This is a genomic window from Streptomyces cyaneochromogenes (genome assembly GCF_003963535.1).
In the GTDB taxonomy this organism is placed as follows: domain Bacteria; phylum Actinomycetota; class Actinomycetes; order Streptomycetales; family Streptomycetaceae; genus Streptomyces; species Streptomyces shaanxiensis.
In genome coordinates this window covers 1,687,570-1,706,863 of the sequence record NZ_CP034539.1, presented here as the reverse complement: position 1 = coordinate 1,706,863, position 19,294 = coordinate 1,687,570, and the positions used below count along the sequence as shown (strand labels likewise).

Here is a 19,294-nt window from a genome sequence, read left to right as displayed (position 1 = left end):
CCCGCTTTTTGGGGAGCGGGGCTGTATCGATTTGCGGCTCCGCCGCGTGGGCACGGCAAGCCACAACGCACCCGCAGTCGCGCACGATCATTCCGCGCCTCCCCGCGAGTTGACAACGCTCGTGATCAATACACCTAGGCGCTCTTCCGCCGCACCTGAGTCAGCGCCGCCCCTGCCAACACGACCACCGCCCCCACCGGCGTGGACCAGCTCAACGACTCCCCCAACAGGGCAACCCCCGCACCCGTCGCGATGACCGGGATGAAGTACGTGACCATCTGTGCCGTCGTCGGCCCCACTTCGGCCACCAGCCCGTACTGGATCAACACCGCGAGCCCGGTGCCAAGCGCCCCCAGGGCCACGATGGCCAGCAAAGGTACCAGCGACACCTGCGTCGGAAGTGACGTGAACAGCGGTGTCACAACGGCCAGTTGAACCGTCGCCAGCAACAACTGCGCCCCGGTCAGCGACAGATGCGACGCACCGGATCCCGCCAGCGTCCGGCGGACGTATATCCAGCCGATCGGGTAGCTCAGTGAGGCCAGCAGCGCCATCGCCGTACCCGTGGCGTCCAGTCCGGCGAACCCCTGCCACGCGCCCAACACCGTCAGCACACCGAGAAATCCGATACCGAGCCCGGCCACCCTCACCCGCGTCGGCCGGTCCTCCGAGAGCGCGACCAGCGACAGGGCCATGCCCCACAGCGGCGAGGTCGCGTTGCAGATACCCGCCAGCGTGGACGGAATGGTCAACTCGGAGTACGCGAACAGCGAGAACGGCAGCGCGTTCAACAGGAACGCGGCAACCGTCAGATGCCCCCACGTACGCGCCCCTCGCGGCAGCCGCTCCCGCTTCACCGCCATCGCCGCGGCCAGCACCGCCGTACCGAACACCAGTCGCCCGAGCGTGACTTGGAAGGGTGCGTAGCCGTCGGTGCCCACCTTGATGAGCAGGAAGCTGAAGCCCCAGATCAGGGAGAGCGCGGCGAAGCGCAGCCGCCAGTCGAGGCGGGGGCGGGGGCGAGGACGGACAGGCGCTGCGGCCGGGGCGCGCGAGGCGGTGGCGGTGGTCATGGCGGCAACGATGCTGCACACGATCTCGTAGCACAATCGAGATTTCGCACGCGATATCTCGTAGTATTGCTTACATGTTGAATCTGGAGCGCCTGCGCACCCTGGACGCCCTCGCCCGCCACGGCTCGGTCAGCGGCGCCGCCGAGGGGCTGCACATCACGACGTCCGCCGTGTCGCAGCAGATGTCCAAGCTGGAGCGCGAGATCGGCCAGCAGCTCCTCGCCAAGAACGGCCGGGGCGTCCGGCTCACCGACGCCGGCCGGCTGCTCGCCGAGCATGCCGCGCGCATCCTGTCGCAGGTCGAGCTGGCCCAGTCCGACCTGGAGGCGCAGCGCGGAAAGGTCGTCGGCGAACTGCGACTCGCGGCGTTCCCGACCGCAGCGCGCGGGCTGTTCCCGTCCGCGCTCTCCGCCCTGCGCACGGAGCACCCCGCGCTGCGGGTGCGCTCCTGCGAGCTCGAGCCTGAGGCAGGCATCGCCGGAGTGATCCGCGGCGACCTGGATCTGGCCGTCGTGCTCGACTGGTACAACAAGCCGATGGCGCTGCCCGAGGGCCTGGTCAAGGCGCACATCCTGGACGACCCGGCCGACGTGGCGTTGCCCGAGGGGCACCGGCTCGCCGATCGGGACGAGGTGGACCTCACCGAGTTCGCCGACGACGAGTGGATCACCTGGGGCGAGGGCGAGTTCTGTCACGAGTGGCTGATGTTCACGCTGCGCTCCAAGGGCATCGAGCCCCTGGTCGGCCACCGCGCCCCCGAGACACACACCCAGCTCGCGCTGGTCGCGGCCGGACTCGGCGTGTGCATCGTGCCGCTGCTGGGGCGCCACCCGATGCCTTCGCCGGTCGTGACCGTGCCGCTCAAGCAGCGGGTGCGGCGGCATGTGTACGTCGTCTGGCGAGCCGACGCCGACCGCCGCCCCTCGATCCGGGCGGCGGTGCGGGCGCTGCGTGAAGCGGGGGAGAACGTCTCCTGACGCCGCCTGTGGATGACGCCGTCTACACGGAACCCAGCTTCCGGAAGTCCCACGACACGATCTTCTCCGGCGTCAGCCGCACCCACGCGTGCCGGCCGTCGTGCGGCATCTCGTCGAGGCCGAAGTTCTTGCGGGCGAACAGCGTCTCGGGGACGTCGAGTTCGGCCCGCAGCTCGCCGACGCGCGGGCTCTCGCCCACGAACTCGACGGTGCCGGACAGCTCGACGCCGCGCAGCTGCTCGTACTCCTCGCCCGTGTCGATCACGATCGCGACGCGTGGATCGCGGCGCAGATCGGTCCAGCGCTTGCTGCGGACGACCGAGTACAGCCACAGCGAGAGGCCGTCCCAGGCGAACCACAGGGCGCTGACATGCGGGAAGCCGTCGGTGGACACGGTGGCGACCCGGCAGGTGCGCTGCTCGGTGAGGAACTCGTCCAGCTCGCCTGGCGTCATCATGATCTTGCGGCCCCGGCGCTGAGTGACGGTCATGCGGCCCCCTCTTCTCTCACGTCGTGCCAGAGGAGAGATCCTCTGACATCACGTCAGAAAAGGATGAGTCGTCTTCCGTCGACACGCAATGGTGGTTCCGTCCTTACGTGATGGTGGCTACGCTCGCCCGCCCACGCCGCCGTCGGCCACAGGGGGACCCATGCCGTCGTACGCCGAACTCAGCGAACTCCTCGACCCCGCGACCACCGTCCTGCTCACCGTCGAGTGCCAGCAGGGCGTCGTCGGACCGGACAGCGCGCTGCCCGAACTCGCCAAGGAGGCCCGCTCCTCGGGTGCCCTCGCCCACGTCGCCCGGCTGGTCGCGGCGGCCCACGACAGCGGCGTCCAGGTGATCCACGCGATCGCCGAACGCCGTCCCGACGGACGCGGTGCCAACCACAACGCCCGCCTGTTCCGCGCCGCCGAACGGCTCCCCGTCCAGCAGCTGTCCGGCACCACGGCGGTGCGGGTGGCGGCGCCTATCGAGGTCGCCGAGGAGGACATCGTCGTACGGCGGCTGCACGGCCTGTCACCGATCCAGGGCACCGACGTCGACGCCCTGCTGCGCAACCTCGGCTGCCGCACGCTGATCGTCACCGGCGTCTCGGCCAACGTGGCGATCCCGAGCGCCGTCTTCGACGCCGTGAACCGGGGGTATGTCGTGGTGGTGCCACGGGACGCCGTGGCCGGGGTGCCCTCCGACTACACCCTGGCGATGATCCGCCACTCCCTCGCATTGGTCGCCACGGTCGCGACCACGGACGAGGTCCTGGGCTGCTTCAAGCGTCCACGCCGAGCGGGCCGGGCCTGAGCCCTGGCGCACGACGAAGGTCAGGCGAGCGCGATCGAGTCGCCCGACACGCTGATCTCCTTGGCGGCCAGCGCCTGGGTGGCCGGCCCCTTCTTCACGCTGCCGTCGAGGACGGAGAACTGGCTGCCGTGGCAGGCGCAGGACAGGGTGTCCTCCTTGAGGTCCGTCATCGGACAGTTCTGGTGGGTGCAGATCGTCGAGAAGGCCTTGTAGTCGCCCGCCGTCGGCTGGGAGACCACCACCTTCTCGTCGCTGAAGACCTTGCCCCCGCCCTCCGGTATGTCGGAGGTCTTCGCGAGCGCCGAGCCGGTGGAGGGTTCGTCCTGAGACCCGCACGCGGTCAGCGCGACGGAGAGCCCCGCCGCGCCGACCGCCGCCACGACGGTACGGCGGCTCGGTCCCGACACCGGCTGAACTGATTCGCTGGTCATGCTGACGTTCCTTCCGCGGATTCTTGATCTGCCGAGAGGTACGGTCCTTCGGGACCGGCTGTTCAGGCGATGTCGGAATCCTGACCCGGTCCGGCGAAGAGGTGGGTAAAGCGGACCTGTCGGTTCCCTGTCCGAAGCTGTCGGTCCGCTGTCGGCGCGAAAGCACCGGCGCCGCCCGGGCCGTCCCCGACGGCCCCGCCTGCGCCAGTAACCTGGGACGATGCTCAAGGAAGTCATCGCGACCCGCTACATCACGCCCCTGCGCGAGGGCGGCTCGCTGCCGGGGCTCGTCGAGGCCGACGACTTCGGGACGTACGTCATGAAGTTCACCGGCGCCGGACAGGGCCGCAAGACCCTGGTCGCGGAGGTCGTCTGCGGTGAACTCGCCCGAAGGCTGGGCCTCAGGGTGCCCCGGCTGGTGACGATGGAGCTCGACCCGGTGCTGGGGCTCGGCGAACCCGACCAGCAGGTACAGGAGCTGCTCAGGTCCAGCGGCGGCACCAACCTCGGCATGGACTTCCTCTCCGGCGCGCTCGGGTTCGACCCTCTCGCCTTCGAGGTGAGCTCCGAAGAGGCGGGCCGCATAGTCTGGTTCGACGCCCTGGTGAACAACGTCGACCGGTCCTGGCGCAACCCCAACCTGCTGATGTGGCAGGGCGCGCTGTGGCTCATCGACCACGGCGCGACCATGATCTGGCACCACAACTGGCCCGGGGCCGAGGCGTCGGCGGCGCGCCCCTACGACGCCTCCGACCACGCGCTCGCCTCCTTCGCTCCCGAAGTACGGGGCGCCGCAGCCGAGTTGGCGCCGCTGGTCACCGAGGAACTGCTCGCCGAGGTGACCGCCGCAATCCCGGACGCCTGGCTGGCCGGCGAACCGGGCTTCGGCACACCCGACGATCTCCGCCGGGCCTATGCGCGGCCCCTGCTCGCCCGCGCCGCCGTCGTCCACGAGCGCGTCACCGGAATCGAGGAGAGCAAGTGAGCGAGCGACACATCCACATGGCCGGCCATGTGGTCGAACGCCACATCATCCGGGGCGGCGAGTGGAACGACCGGGACGTCTTCGAGTACGCGCTCCTGCGCGTCGTGCCCCGCGTCGAACGCGGCGAGTGCGTCAACGCGGGCGTGCTGGTGTACTGCCGGGCCCGGGGCTACGTCGGTGCCCGCACCCACCTCGACGAGGCGCGGCTGCTCGCCCTCGACCCGGACGCGGACGTGGCCGGCGTCCGGGCCGCCCTCAGTGCCGTCGAGCGCGTCTGCGGCGGCGGTGAGCCGGCGGGGCAGGCGGCCGGTGACGACGCCGGGCGGCGCTTTCGCTGGCTGATCGCGCCCCGCTCGACGGTCGTCCAGCCGGGCCCCGTGCACACCGGGCTCACCGCCGATCCGGCGGCCGAGGCGGAGCGGCTGCTCGACCGGTTGGTGAAGTAGCGGATCAGGTAATGGATCACATGCGCGTGGTCACCGTTGACACCGCGTGCCAGGACTTCTAGCGTCACGTGCATCGAAGGTACTAAGCGGTCGCTCACCCGAGGAGAGTCACTGATGTCCACCACTGAGCAGCGGGTCGCCGTGGTCACCGGCGGAGCGCGCGGCATCGGCGCCGCCACCGCCGTCCGGCTGGCCGCCGAAGGGCGCGCGGTCGCCGTGATCGACCTCGACGAGGCGGCCTGCAAGGACACCGTGGAGAAGATCACCGCGGCCGGCGGCAAGGCGATCGCGGTCGGCTGCGACGTCTCCGACGAGGCGCAGGTCGAGGCGGCCGTCGCGCGGATCGCCGAGGAGCTCGGCGCCCCGACCATCCTGGTCAACAACGCGGGTGTGCTCCGCGACAACCTGCTGTTCAAGATGAGCGTCTCCGACTGGGACACCGTCATGAACGTCCACCTGCGCGGCGCCTTCCTGATGGCCAAGGCGTGTCAGAAGCACATGGTGGACGCGGGCTTCGGCCGCATCGTCAACCTCTCCTCGTCCTCCGCGCTCGGCAACCGCGGCCAGGTCAACTACTCCGCCGCCAAGGCCGGTCTGCAGGGCTTCACCAAGACCCTCGCCAAGGAGCTCGGCAAGTTCGGCGTCACCGCCAACTCCGTCGCCCCCGGCTTCATCGCCACCGAGATGACCAAGGCCACCGCCGACCGCGTCGGCATGGGCTTCGAGGACTTCAAGGCCGCCGCCGCCACCCAGATCCCGGTCGCGCGGGTCGGCGAGCCGGAGGACATCGCCAACGCCATCGCCTTCTTCACGGGCGAGGCGGCCGGCTTCGTCTCCGGCCAGGTCCTGTACGTCGCCGGCGGACCGCTCGACTAGGGATCAGGGAGAACACGGACATGACTGCACTGCCTGAACTCTCCGGCAAGGTCGCCCTCGTCACGGGCGCCAGCCGCGGCATCGGCTACGGCGTTGCCGAGGCGCTCGTCGCGCGCGGCGACCGCGTCGTCATCACCGGCCGCACCGAGGACGCCCTCAAGGAGGCCGTCGAGCAGCTCGGCGCCGAGCGCGCCGTCTACGTGGCCGGCAAGGCGCACGACGAGGCCCACCAGGCCGTCGCCGTCGAGCGCGCCATGGAGGCCTTCGGCCGGGTCGACTACCTGGTCAACAACGCCGGCACCAACCCGGTGTTCGGGCCGCTCGCCGACCTCGATCTGGGTGTCGCGCGCAAGGTCTTCGAGACCAACGTGATCTCGGCGCTCGGCTTCGCGCAGAAGACCTGGCACGCCTGGCAGAAGGACAACGGCGGCGCGATCGTCAACATCGCCTCCGTCGCGGGCATCGCGCCCTCGCCCTTCATCGCCGCCTACGGCGTCAGCAAGGCGGCGATGATCAACCTCACCCAGCAGATGGCGCACGAGTTCGCGCCCAAGGTGCGGGTCAACGCGATCGCCCCGGCCGTGGTGAAGACCAAGTTCGCGCAGGCCCTGTACGAGGGCCGCGAGGAGGAGGCCGCCGCGGCCTACCCGCTGGCCCGCCTCGGCGTGCCCTCCGACATCGGCGGCGCCGCCGCGTTCCTCACCTCGGAGCAGTCGGCCTGGGTCACCGGGCAGACGCTCGTCGTCGACGGAGGCATCTTCCTCAACGCCGGCGTCGGCTGACGCACGGGACGTGACACCGACATATCGACACGGGCGCCGCTGGACACGAGCGGCGCCCGTGTCGACGTATGGGGAGATCAACGGCCTTTGACAACGTAGTCATCGAAGAGGTGTCCAAGACCTCCTGAGACCGGAGGCCCACCGGCCGGAACACTGCGGTATGTTTTGCCGACCCTTGGCATGGCAGATCGAGGAGCGTGCGCGTGTTCAACCGGATCCGACGCCTGCGGCAGGTGGCGGCCATCGCGTCCATATCGTCCCTGGTGGCAGGGTGCGGTGTTCTCTCGTCCGATTCGACGGAGGAGGCGGGACCGATCGTCGTGGGGACGACCGCCGCCCCCAGCACCCTTGATCCCGCCGCGGCCTGGGACAGCTCCTGGGAACTGTTCCGCAACATTTACCAGACGCTGCTCAGCTACCCCGCCGGAGCGAGCGAGCCCGAGCCCGACGCGGCCGAGAGTTGCCAATTCACCGACAACTCGAACATGAAGTACAAGTGCGAGCTGCGCGAGGGCCTGAAGTTCTCCGACGGGCACGCGCTCGACGCGAAGGCGGTCAAGCACTCGATCGACCGCATCCGGGAGATCAACGTCAACGGCGGTCCCGCCGGTCTGCTCGGCAGTCTCGACCGGGTCCAGGTGCTCAACGACCGCGAGGTCGTCTTCCACCTCAACAAGGCCGACGCCACCTTTCCGTTCGTGCTCGCCACGCCCGCCATGTCGATCGTCGACCCCGAGGACTACCCGGCGGACAAGCTGCGCGAGGACAACAGCATCGTCGGGTCCGGGCCGTACACCCTCGAGTCCTACGACGAGGGGAAGGAGGCCGAGCTCCTCAAGAACGAGACCTACCAGGGGTACGCGGAACGCAAGAACGACGCGGTGACGATCCGGTACTTCCAGGACTCGCCCACCATGGTCGGCGCGCTGCGCGACAAGGAGCTCGACGTCGCCATCCGCGGTCTCGACGCCGATGACATCGTCGACCTCCAGGCCGACGACAAGGACGAACTCCAGCTGATAGAGGGCTCCGGCACCGAGATCAACTACCTGGTGTTCAACCCCAAGGACCCCATGGCCGGCAAGTCCGCCGTCCGCAAGGCCATCGCCCAGCTCGTCGACCGCCCGGCGATCGCCCACAAGGTCTACAAGGACACCGTCGAGCCGCTGTACTCCATGGTCCCCAAGGGCCTGACCGGCCACACCACGGGCTTCTTCGACGACTACGGCGACCCCAGCGCGACCAAGGCCCGCGACATCCTCACCGAGGCGGGCATCTCGGCCCCCGTCCCGCTGGAGTTCTGGTACACCAGCGACCGTTACGGCTCCGCCACCAAGGGCGAGTTCGAGGAGCTGAAGAGCCAGCTGGAGGAGTCCGGGCTCTTCAAGATCACCCTCAAGAGCCGTCCCTGGAAGACGTATGTCACCGGCTACCAGAACGGCGAGTACCCGGTGTTCGGGCGCGGCTGGTTCCCCGACTTCCCGGACGCGGACAACTTCATCGCGCCCTTCGTCGGCAAGCAGAACGCCCTCGGCACGCCCTACGTGACGCCCAAGATCACCGAGACTCTGCTGCCCAGCTCCCGCGCCCAGAGCGACCGCGCCAACGTGGTCAAGGACTTCGAGGACGCCCAGCGCATCCTCGTCGACGACGCGCGGCTGCTGCCGCTGTGGCAGGGCCGGCAGTACGTGGCCGCGAGCTCGGAGATCTCCGGCGCGGAGCGGGCGCTGGACCCGTCGACGATCATGCTGGTGGGGGAGCTGTACCGCAAGACCAGCTGGTAGGGAGACCCACCGGCGGGGCGGCCTGTCGGGATGTGCGGTCCGCGCAGCGATTGTCAGTGGTCGCCTGTAGGTTCTGAGACCTGGAAGCGACCGCTGGTCGTGGACCGTACATCGTCTGCCGCACACCGTAAGGAAGTTGACGTGACCGACATCGCCATGCTGCCCGAGTCCTGGCGCGGGGTTCTGGGCGACGAGCTGCAGCAGCCCTACTTCAAGGAGCTGACGGAGTTCGTCGAGGAGGAGCGGGCGAAGGGTCCCGTCTACCCTCCGCGCGAGGAGGTCTTCGCCGCGCTGGAGGCGACGCCCTACGAGAAGGTCAAGGTCCTGATCCTCGGCCAGGACCCGTATCACGGCGAGGGCCAGGGCCACGGCCTGTGCTTCTCGGTCCGCCCCGGAGTGAAGACGCCGCCCTCCCTGCGCAACATCTACAAGGAGATGAAGGAGGAGCTCGGCCACCCCGTCCCGGACAACGGCTATCTCATGCCGTGGGCCGAGCAGGGCGTCCTGCTGCTCAACGCGGTGCTGACGGTCCGCGGCGGCGAGGCGAACTCGCACAAGGGCAAGGGCTGGGAGAAGTTCACCGACGCCGTGATCCGCGCGGTGGCCGACCGGCCCGCCCCCGCGGTGTTCGTGCTGTGGGGCAACTACGCGCAGAAGAAGCTCCCGCTCATCGACGAGACACGGCACGTGGTGGTCAAGGGGGCGCACCCCTCGCCGCTGTCGGCGAAGAAGTTCTTCGGCTCCCGCCCGTTCACGCAGATCGACGAGGCGGTGGCCCGGCAGGGGCACGAGCCGATCGACTGGCAGATCCAGGACCTGGGCTGACCCCCGCGGGGCCGGTTCCGCGACGGACCGGCCCGGTGCCGTACGGAGCCGCCTGACCCGGATCGCCGGTGGGGGCCGTTAGCGTCGGAGGGATCATCCGACGAGGGGTCCGGAGGACGCGGTGGCGGAGCAGCGGGAGCAGGCGGCACCGGACGCGGTGCTGACGCGGATCGGACAGGTCGTCATCCTCCATCACGCGGGGGACCGGGAAGAGGCCCGGCACCGGTTGCTGGACCTGTGGACGGAGCTCGGCGAGGACGGCGACCCCCTGCACCGGTGCACGCTCGCGCACTACCTGGCGGACACGCAGGACGACCCCTCGGACGAGCTGGCGTGGGATCTGCGGGCGCTGACCGAGGCGGAGGGGGCGGGTAGTGCCCCGGGCCTGCGGGCGCTGTATCCCTCGCTGCATCTGAACCTGGCCGCCGACTACGTGAAGCTCGGCCGCGCGGAGGCCGCGCGCGTGCATCTGCGCCGGGCGCGGGGGGCGGCGGGGGTGTTGGGGGACGACGGGTACGGGGACGGGGTGCGGGCGGAGATCCGGCGGTTGGAGGGGTGGCTGGGGGAGGGGACGTAGGCCGCGTTGTACGGCCGACCGAAGGCTGCGCCAGCCGCTCGACCCCGCCTCGCGCTTCCCCCTACTGCCCGTACGTCTGATCGCAGATCCTCGACTCCGGGCTGTCCGCCCGCCACTTCCCGTACTTCCTGCCCAGCGCGCAGACGTCCGCGTTCTTCGGGGCCTCGGGGTGGATCGGCTCGGGCACGTCCGGGATCTTGGCAGGCGGTCGCTTCGGGGGGTCGGCGGCGGGGCGGTGGGGTTCGTGGCGTTCGGGGCGGGGGCGGTGCGGGTGTGAGCGAGGGGCTGGGTGTCCCTTGGCCGGGAGCTCGGCGGCGGGGGACGCGGAGTGCGCGGTGGACGGCGTGGGGTCCGGGCGGCCGGACGGGTCGATGAGGGTCAGGGCCTCGCGGGCCGGCGACTGTACGACCGGCCGTTCCGTCGGCACGCCCGGTCTCGGCGCCGGCGGCTGGGACGGTGTCGGCACCCGTGGGCCGGGCGGCTTCGGTCCCTGGACCGTCGTACAGCCGGAGAGGGCCGTGACGGCCACGGTGACCAGGAGCGTTGCGGTGGTCGTCGTTCGATGCACGCGCGCAACTCTGGTGGGTCCAGAGGCCGTTGGGACCCCGGACGAGCGGAGGTTGATCCGCACGGGTGATCTCTGACCCCGTACGGGCGGCGCGCTCCCGTCCCGGCTGACGTCAGTCGCCCGTGGCGCCGTCGATGCGCTCGCGGACCAGGTCGGCGTGGCCGTTGTGGCGGGCGTACTCCTCGATCATGTGGGTGTAGATCCAGCGCAGGTTGTACCGCTCGCCGGTTCGCCGGTGCTTGCCCTCGGTGATGTCGTCGAGGCCGAAGCGGGACGCGTTGCGCCGGGCGCTCGCGATCTCGGCCTGCCAGGTGGCGTACGCCTCCTGCCAGGTGTCCGTCTCGGCGAGATGGAACTCGCCGTCCGGGTCCTCCTCGGTGTAGTAGATCGGGGCGGCGTCCTCGGCTGCGAGCACCCGGCGGAACCAGCTCCGCTCCACCTCCGCCATGTGCCGCACCAGCCCCATCAGGGTGAACGCGGAGGGTTCCACGGAGGCGGTCCTGAGCTGGGCGTCGGTCAGACCCTCGCACTTCCAGGCGAGGGTCTGCCGGTGGTAGTCCAGCCAGCCCTCCAGCATCGTGCGCTCATCGGCGGTGGTGGCGGGCTCACGGCGTTCGATTGTCATGCCCGCAATCTTTGCTCAAGCGGGGCTGGGGCATGAGGAGTTTTCCCGGTCGCCGGGCTCGCAGGCCGAACATCCGCCCGGGCTCACCGGCCGACCATCCCGTCGAGCAGCTCGCGCAGGCCTGCCCGGACCTCCTGCAGGTTCGGCACCTCCGTGCTGTAGGACCCGGCCACGCAGCTGAACATCAGCCCGTCGGCCCAGGCCACCAGGGACAGTACGTGCCGGGCCGGATCGGTCGACCCCATCGCGGTGACCAGCGCGGTGAGCTGGTCGCGGAAGCGGGCGCCCGTGGCGTCGAAGTAGGCGCGCAGCTCGGGGCGGCGCGTCGCCTCCAGGGCCAGTTCGTAGCGGGCGAGGGTCAGTTCGCGGCCGTGGGTCAGGGCGCGGTGCGTCGCCAGGGCCAGGCCGGCCGCGAGCGCGTCGAGGCCGCCGCGCGGGTCCGGCATCTCCTCCAGGGCCAGGACACGCGCCTCGCGGTGGGCGAGCCGACGCACCGCCAGCTCCAGCAGCGCCTGCCGGGTGCGGGCGAGGTTCGAGGTGGAGCCCGGGGGCAGCCCGGCCGCCTCGTCGACCGCCCGGTGCGTGAGCCCGCGCATGCCGCGCTCGGCGAGCAGGGCGAGGGCGGTGTCGGCGACGAGGTCGGCGCGGGTGCCGCCGACGGTGGTGCGTTCGGCCATGGAGATCAACCTACCCGTTTCACTACGCCTGTAGTACAGTCGGTGCACTGCTTCACTACACCTGTAGTTCCTTTGAGATCTCTACCCGCATCCCTTGCGAGGAGGAGCCATGGCACAGCCCAGGCGGGCCGTCGTGATCGGCGGCGGCATCGGCGGCCTGACCGCGGCGGCCGCACTGCACCACGGCGGCTGGGACGTCACCGTGCTGGAGCGGGCCCCGTCGCTGGAGCCGGTCGGCGCGGCCATCTCCCTGGCGCCCAACTCCCTGCGGGCGCTGGACGTCATCGGGCTCGGCGACGAGATCCGCGACCTCGCGGCCTGGCAGGGGGACGGAGGACTGCGCACCTCGTCCGGGCGCTGGCTCTCCCGGACGGACGCCGACGCCGTGGCCCGACGCTTCGGCGGCCCTCTCGTCCTGCTGCACCGGGCCACTCTCATCAACAGCCTCGCCGCAAGACTTCCCGCCGAGGCCGTACGTCCCGCAGCCGCTGCCGTCGTCGCCGACCCGGGCGACGCCGACCGGCCCGCGCGCGTGAGCACCCCGGACGGCGACCTGGAGGCCGACCTGGTGGTGGCCGCCGACGGCATCCGGTCGGCCGTACGCCGGGCACTGTTCCCGGACCACCCCGGGACCGTCTACTCCGGGTTCACCACCTGGCGGGTCGTCATCCCGGTGCCCGGCGCCGAGTTCGCCTCGCACGAGACCTGGGGCCGCGGCCGTATCTGGGGCTCGCACCCGCTCAAGGACGGCAGGGTCTACGCGTACGCCGCCGCCCGCACGCCCTGCGGAGAACGCGCTGCCGACGACGAGAAGGCCGAACTGCTGCGCCGGTACGGCGACTGGCACGACCCGATCCCCGCGATCCTCGCCGCCGCCCGCCCCGAGGACGTGCTGCGCCACGACGTCCACCTCATCGCCGAGCCGCTGCCCGCCTACCACCGGGGCCGGGTCGCCCTGGTCGGGGACGCCGCGCACGCCATGCCGCCGACGCTGGGGCAGGGCGGCAACCAGGCCATCGAGGACGCGGTCGTCCTGGCCCTCACCCAGGCTCCTGGTCCCGATCGGGGGAACGCCGTCGGCGACGGCCTCGCCGCCTACACGGCGGAGCGCCTCCCGCGTACGACCGCCATCGCCCGCCAGGCCGTCAAGATCGGCCGGCTCAACATGATGACCGGCCGGGCCGGGATCGCCGTACGGAACACGACGATCGCCGCGCTGTCCAAGGCCGCGCCGCTGCTGTTCCTCCGGGGCTTCGACGGCATCGCGGACTGGCGGCCGCCGCAGCCGCCGTATGCTGCCGGGAAGGCCCCCGCAGGCAACCGCTGGAGGAGGACACCCCGTGAAAGTCGGCTGCATCGGACTCGGTGACATCGCGCAGAAGGCCTACCTGCCGGTGCTAGGCGGCCGGCCCGGGGTCGAACTGCATCTGCAGACCCGTACGCCCGCCACGCTCGCCCGGGTCGCCGACGGCCTCCACCTGCCGCCGGAGCAGCGGCACGAGGACCTCGACTCACTCCTTGCCCAGGGTCTCGACGCCGCCTTCGTGCACGCGCCCACCGTCGCCCACCCGGAGATCGTGACCCGGCTGCTGGAGGCGGGTGTGCCGACGTATGTCGACAAGCCGCTCGCCTACCGCTTCGCCGAGTCCGAGCGGCTGGTGGTGCTCGCCGAGCGGCGCGATGTGAGCCTCGCCGTCGGCTTCAACCGGCGCTACGCGCCCGGCTATGTGCAGTGCGCCGATCATCCTCGCGAGCTGATCCTGATGCAGAAGAACCGGATCGGGCTGCCGGAGGAACCGCGCTCGATGATCCTGGACGACTTCATCCACGTCGTGGACACCCTGCGCTTCCTGGTGCCCGGGCCGGTCGACGACATGACCGTGCGGGCCCGCGTCGAGGGCGGGCTGCTGCACCATGTCGTGCTGCAGCTCTGCGGGGACGGCTTCACCGCGCTCGGCGTGATGAACCGGCTCAGCGGCTCGGCCGAGGAGATCCTCGAGGTCTCCGGGCAGGACACCAAGCGTCAGGTGCTGAACCTCGCCGAGGTCGTCGACCACAAGGGCCAGCCGACCGTGCGGCGGCGCGGGGACTGGGTGCCGGTGGCCCGGCAACGCGGCATCGAGCAGGCGGTGCTGGCCTTCCTCGACGCCGTGCGCGCGGGCAAGGTGCTCAGCGCCCGGGACGCGCTGGCGACCCATGAGTTGTGCGAGCGGGTCGTGCGGGCGGTTCAGGAGCAGCGGGCCGCCTGAGCCGGGGCCGCAGGGTCCGGATGCCCTCGCTCACGCCCCAGACGGCGATGATCAGCAGCGCCGCCTGCACCGGCCACTCGCCGAAGCGGACGTACGGCGTGACACCGGCGGACAGCGGCACCTCGTAGACGGCGCTCGTGCTCGCGCTCGTGCTCAGCCAGGAACCGATGCGCTGCCCGCTCGGGCCGTACACGGCGGAGACGCCGGTCAGCGTCGCGTGCACCATCGGGCGGCCGGTCTCGGCGGCGCGCAGCGCGGCGAGCGAGGCGTGCTGCTCGGGGGCCCAGCTCTGCTGGAACGTCGAGGTCGCGGACTGGGCGATCAGTACCTCGGCGCCGTCGTCGGCGAGGTTGCGGCTCATGTCGGAGAACGCGGACTCGAAGCAGACCATCGGGCCGACGCGCAGCCCGTGCCCGGCGTCCATCACGACCTGCCGCGTACCGCGCCTGCGGTCCTCGGCCGCCGCCTCGCCCACGGAGGTGGCCCAGCCCAGCAGCGAGCGGGCCGGTATGTACTCCCCGAAGGGGACCAGCCGCATCTTGTCGTAGCGCTCGCCGGTCACGCCGTCCGGCCCGACCAGAATCGAGCTCTTGTAGATGCCGGGCCTGTCGGAGCGCCGCGCGTCCACGTTGACCAGGATGTTCGCCTCCGTCTCGCGCGCCAGCGCGGCGAGCCGGCGGGCGAAGCCGGGCCGGTCGTCGAGGTCGTAGCCGACGCTGCTCTCGCCCCAGACGACCAGGTCGACGTCCTGACCGGCCAGCTCGCGGGTGAGCTGCTCCTCCCGGTCGAAACGCCGGTCCGCGCCTCCGCCCGGGACGACACCCGGCTGCACGACGGCGATCCGGACCCGGTCGTCGACGTGGGGTCGCGGGGACCACACCCACACGGCCGAGGTGACGACGGCCGTGACGACAAGCCCCGCCACCGCCGTTACCCACACTCTCCGCACCGTCACGAGGACGGCGGCCGCGACATTGACGGCCACCACCATGAAGCTGATCAGCCACACCCCGCCCACCGAGGCGAGGCGCAGCGCGGGCTCCACCTCCCACTGACTGGAGCCCAGCACACCCCACGGCCCGCCGAGCCCCTGCCAGGAGCGGACCAGCTCGATCAGCAGCCAGCCCGACGGCAGGACGGCGAGGGCCGCCGTGACCCGGCCCGCGGACGGTCTCCCGGCCAGGAAGCGGCGCACCAGCCATCCCCAGGGGGCCCACAGCGCGCCGAGCAGGGCGGCGATGACGAACGTGAACACATGCAGGTTCGGCAGCAGCCAGTGGTGCATCGCCAGCATGAAGCCGAACCCGCCCCACCAGCCGTCGTACAGCGCCCGCTTCCCCGTCGGCGCGGAGCGCAGCAGCGCGATCCACGGAACCAGGGCGACATACGCGAACCACCACAGCGACGGCTCCGGGAAGGCGAGCACGGGCAGCGCACCGGCCAGCGTGGCGGCGGTCGAGCGCCGCCACGGCGAGGCGAGCCAGTGGCTGATCGTCTTCATGCGGCTCTCCCTACCCCGTGGTGCTTCCAGTGTGCTCGCAGGCACTGACAGTGGGACAGTGGGCGTCCGCTCAGTCGATCACCGCAGGCGCGGTCCGCTCGGGAAGGCGGCGCCACTTCTCCTGTACGACCACCTCGCGCAGCCGCCAGCCGTCGTAGGTCCGCAGCAGTCCGAAGGAGTACCGGCCGCCGCACACGAAGTCGGGGGCGGAGGAGCCCGTGCCGTTCTCGGCGAACCGCATGGGGTTGACGTAGTCGGCCTGGACCCGGGCCGTGTCACCGGTGTCCTGCTCCAGGACCCCGAAACGCACCCGGCGGTTGACGATGAGATGCTGCCGCATCGAGAACAGCCCCATGCTCTCCGCGAGCCACCCGGCGACCTGTCCGGCGTCCCCCTCGATGCCCCCTGCCGAGCGGTAGTCCGCGCGGCCGGCGGGGGCGAACAGGTTCCGGTACGCCGTCCAGTCGCCGTCGTCCACGGCCACCGCGTACTCGGTGATCAGTTCGTCCACCGCGAGCCGGTCCCTCAGGGTGGCGAGTTCCACACGCTGCGTCATCGGCTCAGTGTTGGGCATGAGGTGGGTTGAGCCAAGGGGGCGTGCAGCGATACGGCGATATTCGGTGGATCTCCGCGAGGGCAGCGGGGAGGCTGTCCTGCGTGAACGATCAGAACGACCGGCCCGCACCAGCCGTCCGACCGGAACCGAGGTTCCGCATACGCGCTCTCCACACCGAGTCCACGGTCACCGTCTACCAGGCCTACCAGCCGGGGATCGGCCTGGCCGCGGCCAGGGGCGGCCGCTTTCCGTCATCGTGGAGCCGCGAGCGCATGACGTGGATCAAGCCGTCGTTCCTCTGGATGATGTACCGCTGCGGCTGGGCCACGAAGCAGAACCAGGAGACCGTCCTCGCCGTCGAGATCAGCCGGGACGGCTTCGTCTGGGCGCTGCGCAACGCGTGCCTCTCGCACTACGTGCCCGCCCTGCACGGTGACCAGGCCACCTGGAAACGGCAGTTGAGGGCGGCACCCGCGCGCGTGCAGTGGGATCCGGAACGCGATCTGCGCCTCAACCCCCTGCCGTACCGGTCCCTGCAGCTGGGGCTGGCCGGAGAGGCGGCCGCCCGGTACGCGGACGAGTGGGTCGTCGGCATCGAGGACGCGACTCCGCTCGCCACGGAGGTCCACGCGCGTGTGCGGGCGGGTGAACTGGAGCGCGCGGCCGAGTTGTTGCCGCAGGAGCGGCCGTTTCCGCTGGAGGACGATGTCCTTGGGCACCTACGAGCCGAGAGCGACCGATGAGCGAGCGGCTGATGATCGTCGCAGCCGTTCGAACGCCGTTGGGCTGGGCCGGTCAGGCAGGAACTCCTTGATGAGGCGGGCGCATTCCTGCGGTGTGCTCTGTTCGGTGTCGCACTCCAGGTCGTAGTCGCCGTGAGCGTGCACCCGCGCCAGCTGGCCGGCGGCGAGGCCGGGCGGCCGGTCGCCGCGCTCGCGCTCCCTGCGCTCCAACTCCTTTGGGCTGCAGTGCACTTTGACCAGGACGACGTCCTGTGGCTCGAAGAGCGCCAGACAGTCTTTGAGGCGCCACTCGGCGCTCAGCACGTGGTCGACGATGACGTTGTTGCCGGCGGCGGCCATGCCCGCGACCGCGCGGTGGAAGCCCTGCCAGGTGCGGTGCAGGACGGTGGCGAGCTGGTCCGGCGCGACGGGGGCCTGGGACCGCATCGCGTGGAAGGCGTCGACGGGCATGTGGAAGTACGGCTCGGGGAGGATCCGCAGCAGCTCGGTCGCGATGCTCGACTTGCCCGAACTGGACGTGCCATTGAGGAAGATGATGAGGCCGCGGCGCGGCGGCACGTCGTCGAGATGCTCCATGGAGTGGATCTTAGGGGCAGACCCGAACGCTGTGTGCGCAGCCCCTGCCCTCAAGCCGCCTCGATGACCTCACCGCGGATGGCGGCCGCCCACTCGACCACCAGCAGTTCGTACTCCGCGCGCTCCTGAGCCGACAAGGAGCCGCCCGCGCGCAGCCACAGGGCGCGTATCTCCTCGTTCACCTCGCCAGCAGAGCGCACGGAACCAGGGTCTAAGGAATGGGGGGACATGCGGGCAAGCCTAGGGGCAAGAGCTGACAGTGCGCTACCGGACGGCTACGCGCAACGTATGTGATTGGTCACGGATTTCGGGCGAGGGGGCGTTTACTGACTGTCGGGTCGGCGAACTCCCGCGCTCAGTCGGTCCAGACGATCACGCAGTGGCGGCGCCGGGCTGCCTCGGCGTAGAACTCCCACATCGCTCTGAAGTGCTCGACGAGATCTACGGCGTCGGCCTCGACGTCGTCCTGCCGTCGTACACCTCGTCATGATCGAGGAAGCCGATGTCCCCGCCCGGGTCCCCGCGGACCGCCCGGTCGAGCAGCGCGGTCAGGGCCGGGTCGACTCCCGTCGTGCGGCAGTACGAGATGAGGCCCCACTGCAGCGCTCGAGGTGTTCCGGGGTGACGCGGGCGAACTGCTGGGTCAGGGCCATGGGTGGGGTCGAGGCGCTTGTCAGCCCGCCGACTCCGCCGCGTGCGGGCTGAGGACGCCCGCCGTCACCAGGACGATGATGACGATGCCGAGCGCGATGCGGTACCAGACGAACGGCATGAAGCTCTTGGTCGAGATGTACTTCATGAACCACGCGATGACCGCGTAACCGGTGGCGAAGGCGATCACCGTCGCGAAGATCGTCGGACCCCAGGAGACGTGGCCGCCCTCCATCGCGTCCTTGAGCTCGAAGAGGCCGGAGGCGAGCACGGCCGGGATCGCGAGGAGGAAGGAGTAGCGGGCCGCGGCCTCGCGCTGGTAGCCCATGAAGAGGCCGCCGCTGATGGTGGCGCCGGAGCGGGAGACGCCGGGGATGAGGGCCGCGGACTGGCACAGGCCGAAGATCAGGCCGTCCTTCACGTTCAGGTCCTCGAGCCCCTTGCGCTGCTTGGCGGCGCGATGCCGGCCGCCCGACTCGTCACGTGCCGCCAGCCGGTCGGCGATGCCGATGATGACGCCGACGACGATCAACATCGTCGCCGTGATGCGCAGGTCGCGGAAGGGACCCTCGATCTGGTCCTTGAGGGTCACGCCCAGGACGCCGATCGGGATCGAGCCCACGATCACCAGCCAGCCCATCTGGGCGTCGTGGTCGCGCCGCATCTCCTTGTTCGTCAGCGACTTCAGCCACGCCAGGATGATCCGCCCGATGTCCTTGCGGAAGTAGATCAGTACCGCGGCCTCCGTGCCGATCTGCGTGATCGCCGTGAAGGCCGCACCCGGGTCCTCCCAGCCCGAGAACGCCGCGGTCAGCCGCAGATGCGCGCTGGAGGACACGGGGAGGAACTCGGTCAGCCCCTGGACGAGTCCGAGGATGAGCGATTCAAACCAAGACATGAAGTTACGGAGTCCAGTGCTGATCGTGGTGAGGGGCGAAGGGGACACCGCGTCGGCGGCGCAGTGATCGCGAGTGTCGAGGGGCAGCGTAGCGCCCCTCGATGACGGCTCCGGCACAGGGGCCTGGGCGGGCGTTCGCCCACTCCCGCAATACCGGTGTTGACCTGCGGCGGGGCCGCCGCTTACGTTGCTG

23 protein-coding genes are annotated in these 19,294 nt (G+C 70.6%); 12 read left to right on the top strand and 11 right to left on the bottom strand.

Annotation, left to right across the window (positions count from 1 at the left end; translation table 11 throughout):
• Nucleotides 1–134 precede the first annotated feature (134 nt).
• Nucleotides 135–1,073 carry a DMT family transporter gene (locus tag EJ357_RS07395; protein WP_407698471.1) on the bottom strand — a complete coding sequence of 313 codons (939 nt, stop codon included), beginning with the start codon at nt 1,071–1,073 and terminating at the stop codon, nt 135–137.
• Nucleotides 1,074–1,147: 74 nt separating this feature from the next.
• Here EJ357_RS07395 and EJ357_RS07390 point away from each other — a divergent pair, with 74 nt between their 5' ends.
• Nucleotides 1,148–2,050, top strand: coding sequence for a LysR family transcriptional regulator (locus tag EJ357_RS07390; RefSeq protein ID WP_126389857.1), 903 nt, complete (start codon nt 1,148–1,150; stop codon nt 2,048–2,050).
• 22 nt (nt 2,051–2,072) lie between these two features.
• Here the strand turns inward: EJ357_RS07390 and EJ357_RS07385 are convergent, their stop codons facing one another.
• The gene (locus tag EJ357_RS07385) at nt 2,073–2,540 is read right to left on the bottom strand and encodes a pyridoxamine 5'-phosphate oxidase family protein (protein ID WP_126389855.1); all 468 of its coding nucleotides are present in this window, start codon (nt 2,538–2,540) and stop codon (nt 2,073–2,075) included.
• Nucleotides 2,541–2,700: 160 nt separating this feature from the next.
• Here EJ357_RS07385 and EJ357_RS07380 point away from each other — a divergent pair, with 160 nt between their 5' ends.
• On the top strand, nt 2,701–3,351 hold the full coding sequence (locus EJ357_RS07380; RefSeq protein ID WP_126389853.1) for a cysteine hydrolase: 651 nt from the start codon (nt 2,701–2,703) through the stop codon (nt 3,349–3,351).
• Between the two features lie 20 nt (nt 3,352–3,371).
• Here EJ357_RS07380 and EJ357_RS07375 read toward each other — a convergent pair whose 3' ends face one another.
• Nucleotides 3,372–3,782, bottom strand: a complete 411-nt coding sequence (locus tag EJ357_RS07375; protein ID WP_126389851.1) for a Rieske (2Fe-2S) protein — start codon at nt 3,780–3,782, stop codon at nt 3,372–3,374.
• 220 nt (nt 3,783–4,002) lie between these two features.
• Here EJ357_RS07375 and EJ357_RS07370 point away from each other — a divergent pair, with 220 nt between their 5' ends.
• The 7 genes from EJ357_RS07370 to EJ357_RS07340 all read left to right on the top strand — a co-directional run bounded on the left by EJ357_RS07370 (nt 4,003) and on the right by EJ357_RS07340 (nt 10,057).
• Nucleotides 4,003–4,767 (top strand): HipA family kinase, encoded by a 765-nt coding sequence (locus EJ357_RS07370; RefSeq protein WP_126389849.1) that lies wholly within the window; start codon nt 4,003–4,005, stop codon nt 4,765–4,767.
• Nucleotides 4,764–5,213 (top strand): DUF3037 domain-containing protein, encoded by a 450-nt coding sequence (locus EJ357_RS07365; protein WP_126389847.1) that lies wholly within the window; start codon nt 4,764–4,766, stop codon nt 5,211–5,213. The genes EJ357_RS07370 and EJ357_RS07365 overlap by 4 nt, the downstream gene beginning before the upstream one ends.
• Nucleotides 5,214–5,327: 114 nt before the next feature.
• Complete coding sequence (gene fabG / locus EJ357_RS07360; RefSeq protein WP_126389845.1) at nt 5,328–6,089, top strand: 3-oxoacyl-ACP reductase FabG; 762 nt, start codon at nt 5,328–5,330, stop codon at nt 6,087–6,089.
• Between the two features lie 20 nt (nt 6,090–6,109).
• Nucleotides 6,110–6,871, top strand: coding sequence for an SDR family oxidoreductase (locus EJ357_RS07355; protein WP_126389843.1), 762 nt, complete (start codon nt 6,110–6,112; stop codon nt 6,869–6,871).
• 203 nt (nt 6,872–7,074) lie between these two features.
• Nucleotides 7,075–8,655, top strand: coding sequence for an ABC transporter substrate-binding protein (locus EJ357_RS07350; protein WP_126389842.1), 1,581 nt, complete (start codon nt 7,075–7,077; stop codon nt 8,653–8,655).
• A 141-nt stretch (nt 8,656–8,796) separates the two neighbouring features.
• Nucleotides 8,797–9,480: a uracil-DNA glycosylase gene (ung, locus tag EJ357_RS07345; protein WP_126389840.1), complete on the top strand. Its 684-nt coding sequence runs from the start codon at nt 8,797–8,799 to the stop codon at nt 9,478–9,480.
• A 121-nt stretch (nt 9,481–9,601) separates the two neighbouring features.
• Nucleotides 9,602–10,057 (top strand): hypothetical protein, encoded by a 456-nt coding sequence (locus tag EJ357_RS07340; RefSeq protein ID WP_126389838.1) that lies wholly within the window; start codon nt 9,602–9,604, stop codon nt 10,055–10,057.
• Nucleotides 10,058–10,118: 61 nt separating this feature from the next.
• On the opposite strand, the gene EJ357_RS07335 is transcribed toward EJ357_RS07340, so the two are convergent.
• From EJ357_RS07335 to EJ357_RS07325, 3 genes are all read right to left on the bottom strand, one after another.
• Nucleotides 10,119–10,625, bottom strand: coding sequence for a hypothetical protein (locus EJ357_RS07335; protein WP_126389836.1), 507 nt, complete (start codon nt 10,623–10,625; stop codon nt 10,119–10,121).
• A 112-nt stretch (nt 10,626–10,737) separates the two neighbouring features.
• The gene (locus tag EJ357_RS07330; protein ID WP_126389834.1) at nt 10,738–11,250 is read right to left on the bottom strand and encodes a DinB family protein; all 513 of its coding nucleotides are present in this window, start codon (nt 11,248–11,250) and stop codon (nt 10,738–10,740) included.
• 83 nt (nt 11,251–11,333) lie between these two features.
• Complete coding sequence (locus EJ357_RS07325; RefSeq protein ID WP_126389832.1) at nt 11,334–11,927, bottom strand: TetR/AcrR family transcriptional regulator; 594 nt, start codon at nt 11,925–11,927, stop codon at nt 11,334–11,336.
• Between the two features lie 109 nt (nt 11,928–12,036).
• Between EJ357_RS07325 and EJ357_RS07320 the strand changes: the two genes are divergently transcribed.
• Both EJ357_RS07320 and EJ357_RS07315 read left to right on the top strand, forming a co-directional pair.
• Nucleotides 12,037–13,296 carry an FAD-dependent monooxygenase gene (locus tag EJ357_RS07320; protein ID WP_126389830.1) on the top strand — a complete coding sequence of 420 codons (1,260 nt, stop codon included), beginning with the start codon at nt 12,037–12,039 and terminating at the stop codon, nt 13,294–13,296.
• Entirely contained in the window at nt 13,268–14,176 is a 909-nt protein-coding gene (locus EJ357_RS07315; protein WP_126389828.1) for a Gfo/Idh/MocA family protein, read from the top strand. The genes EJ357_RS07320 and EJ357_RS07315 overlap by 29 nt, the downstream gene beginning before the upstream one ends.
• On the opposite strand, the gene lnt is transcribed toward EJ357_RS07315, so the two are convergent.
• Nucleotides 14,097–15,677 (bottom strand): apolipoprotein N-acyltransferase, encoded by a 1,581-nt coding sequence (gene lnt, locus EJ357_RS07310; protein WP_126389826.1) that lies wholly within the window; start codon nt 15,675–15,677, stop codon nt 14,097–14,099. The two genes, EJ357_RS07315 and lnt, sit on opposite strands and share 80 nt — an antisense overlap.
• A 70-nt stretch (nt 15,678–15,747) precedes the next feature.
• Nucleotides 15,748–16,233, bottom strand: coding sequence for a nuclear transport factor 2 family protein (locus EJ357_RS07305; protein ID WP_126389824.1), 486 nt, complete (start codon nt 16,231–16,233; stop codon nt 15,748–15,750).
• Nucleotides 16,234–16,334: 101 nt separating this feature from the next.
• On the opposite strand from EJ357_RS07305, the gene EJ357_RS07300 reads away from it, so the two are divergent.
• Nucleotides 16,335–16,976 (top strand): DUF4291 domain-containing protein, encoded by a 642-nt coding sequence (locus EJ357_RS07300; protein WP_126389822.1) that lies wholly within the window; start codon nt 16,335–16,337, stop codon nt 16,974–16,976.
• Here EJ357_RS07300 and EJ357_RS07295 read toward each other — a convergent pair.
• The 3 genes from EJ357_RS07295 to EJ357_RS07280 all read right to left on the bottom strand — a co-directional run bounded on the left by EJ357_RS07295 (nt 16,953) and on the right by EJ357_RS07280 (nt 19,101).
• Complete coding sequence (locus EJ357_RS07295; RefSeq protein ID WP_126389820.1) at nt 16,953–17,552, bottom strand: chloramphenicol phosphotransferase CPT family protein; 600 nt, start codon at nt 17,550–17,552, stop codon at nt 16,953–16,955. The genes EJ357_RS07300 and EJ357_RS07295 overlap by 24 nt on opposite strands.
• Nucleotides 17,553–17,602: 50 nt before the next feature.
• Nucleotides 17,603–17,782, bottom strand: a complete 180-nt coding sequence (locus EJ357_RS07290; protein ID WP_126389818.1) for a hypothetical protein — start codon at nt 17,780–17,782, stop codon at nt 17,603–17,605.
• A 443-nt stretch (nt 17,783–18,225) separates the two neighbouring features.
• Nucleotides 18,226–19,101 carry an undecaprenyl-diphosphate phosphatase gene (locus tag EJ357_RS07280; protein WP_126389816.1) on the bottom strand — a complete coding sequence of 292 codons (876 nt, stop codon included), beginning with the start codon at nt 19,099–19,101 and terminating at the stop codon, nt 18,226–18,228.
• Nucleotides 19,102–19,294: the final 193 nt, after the last annotated feature.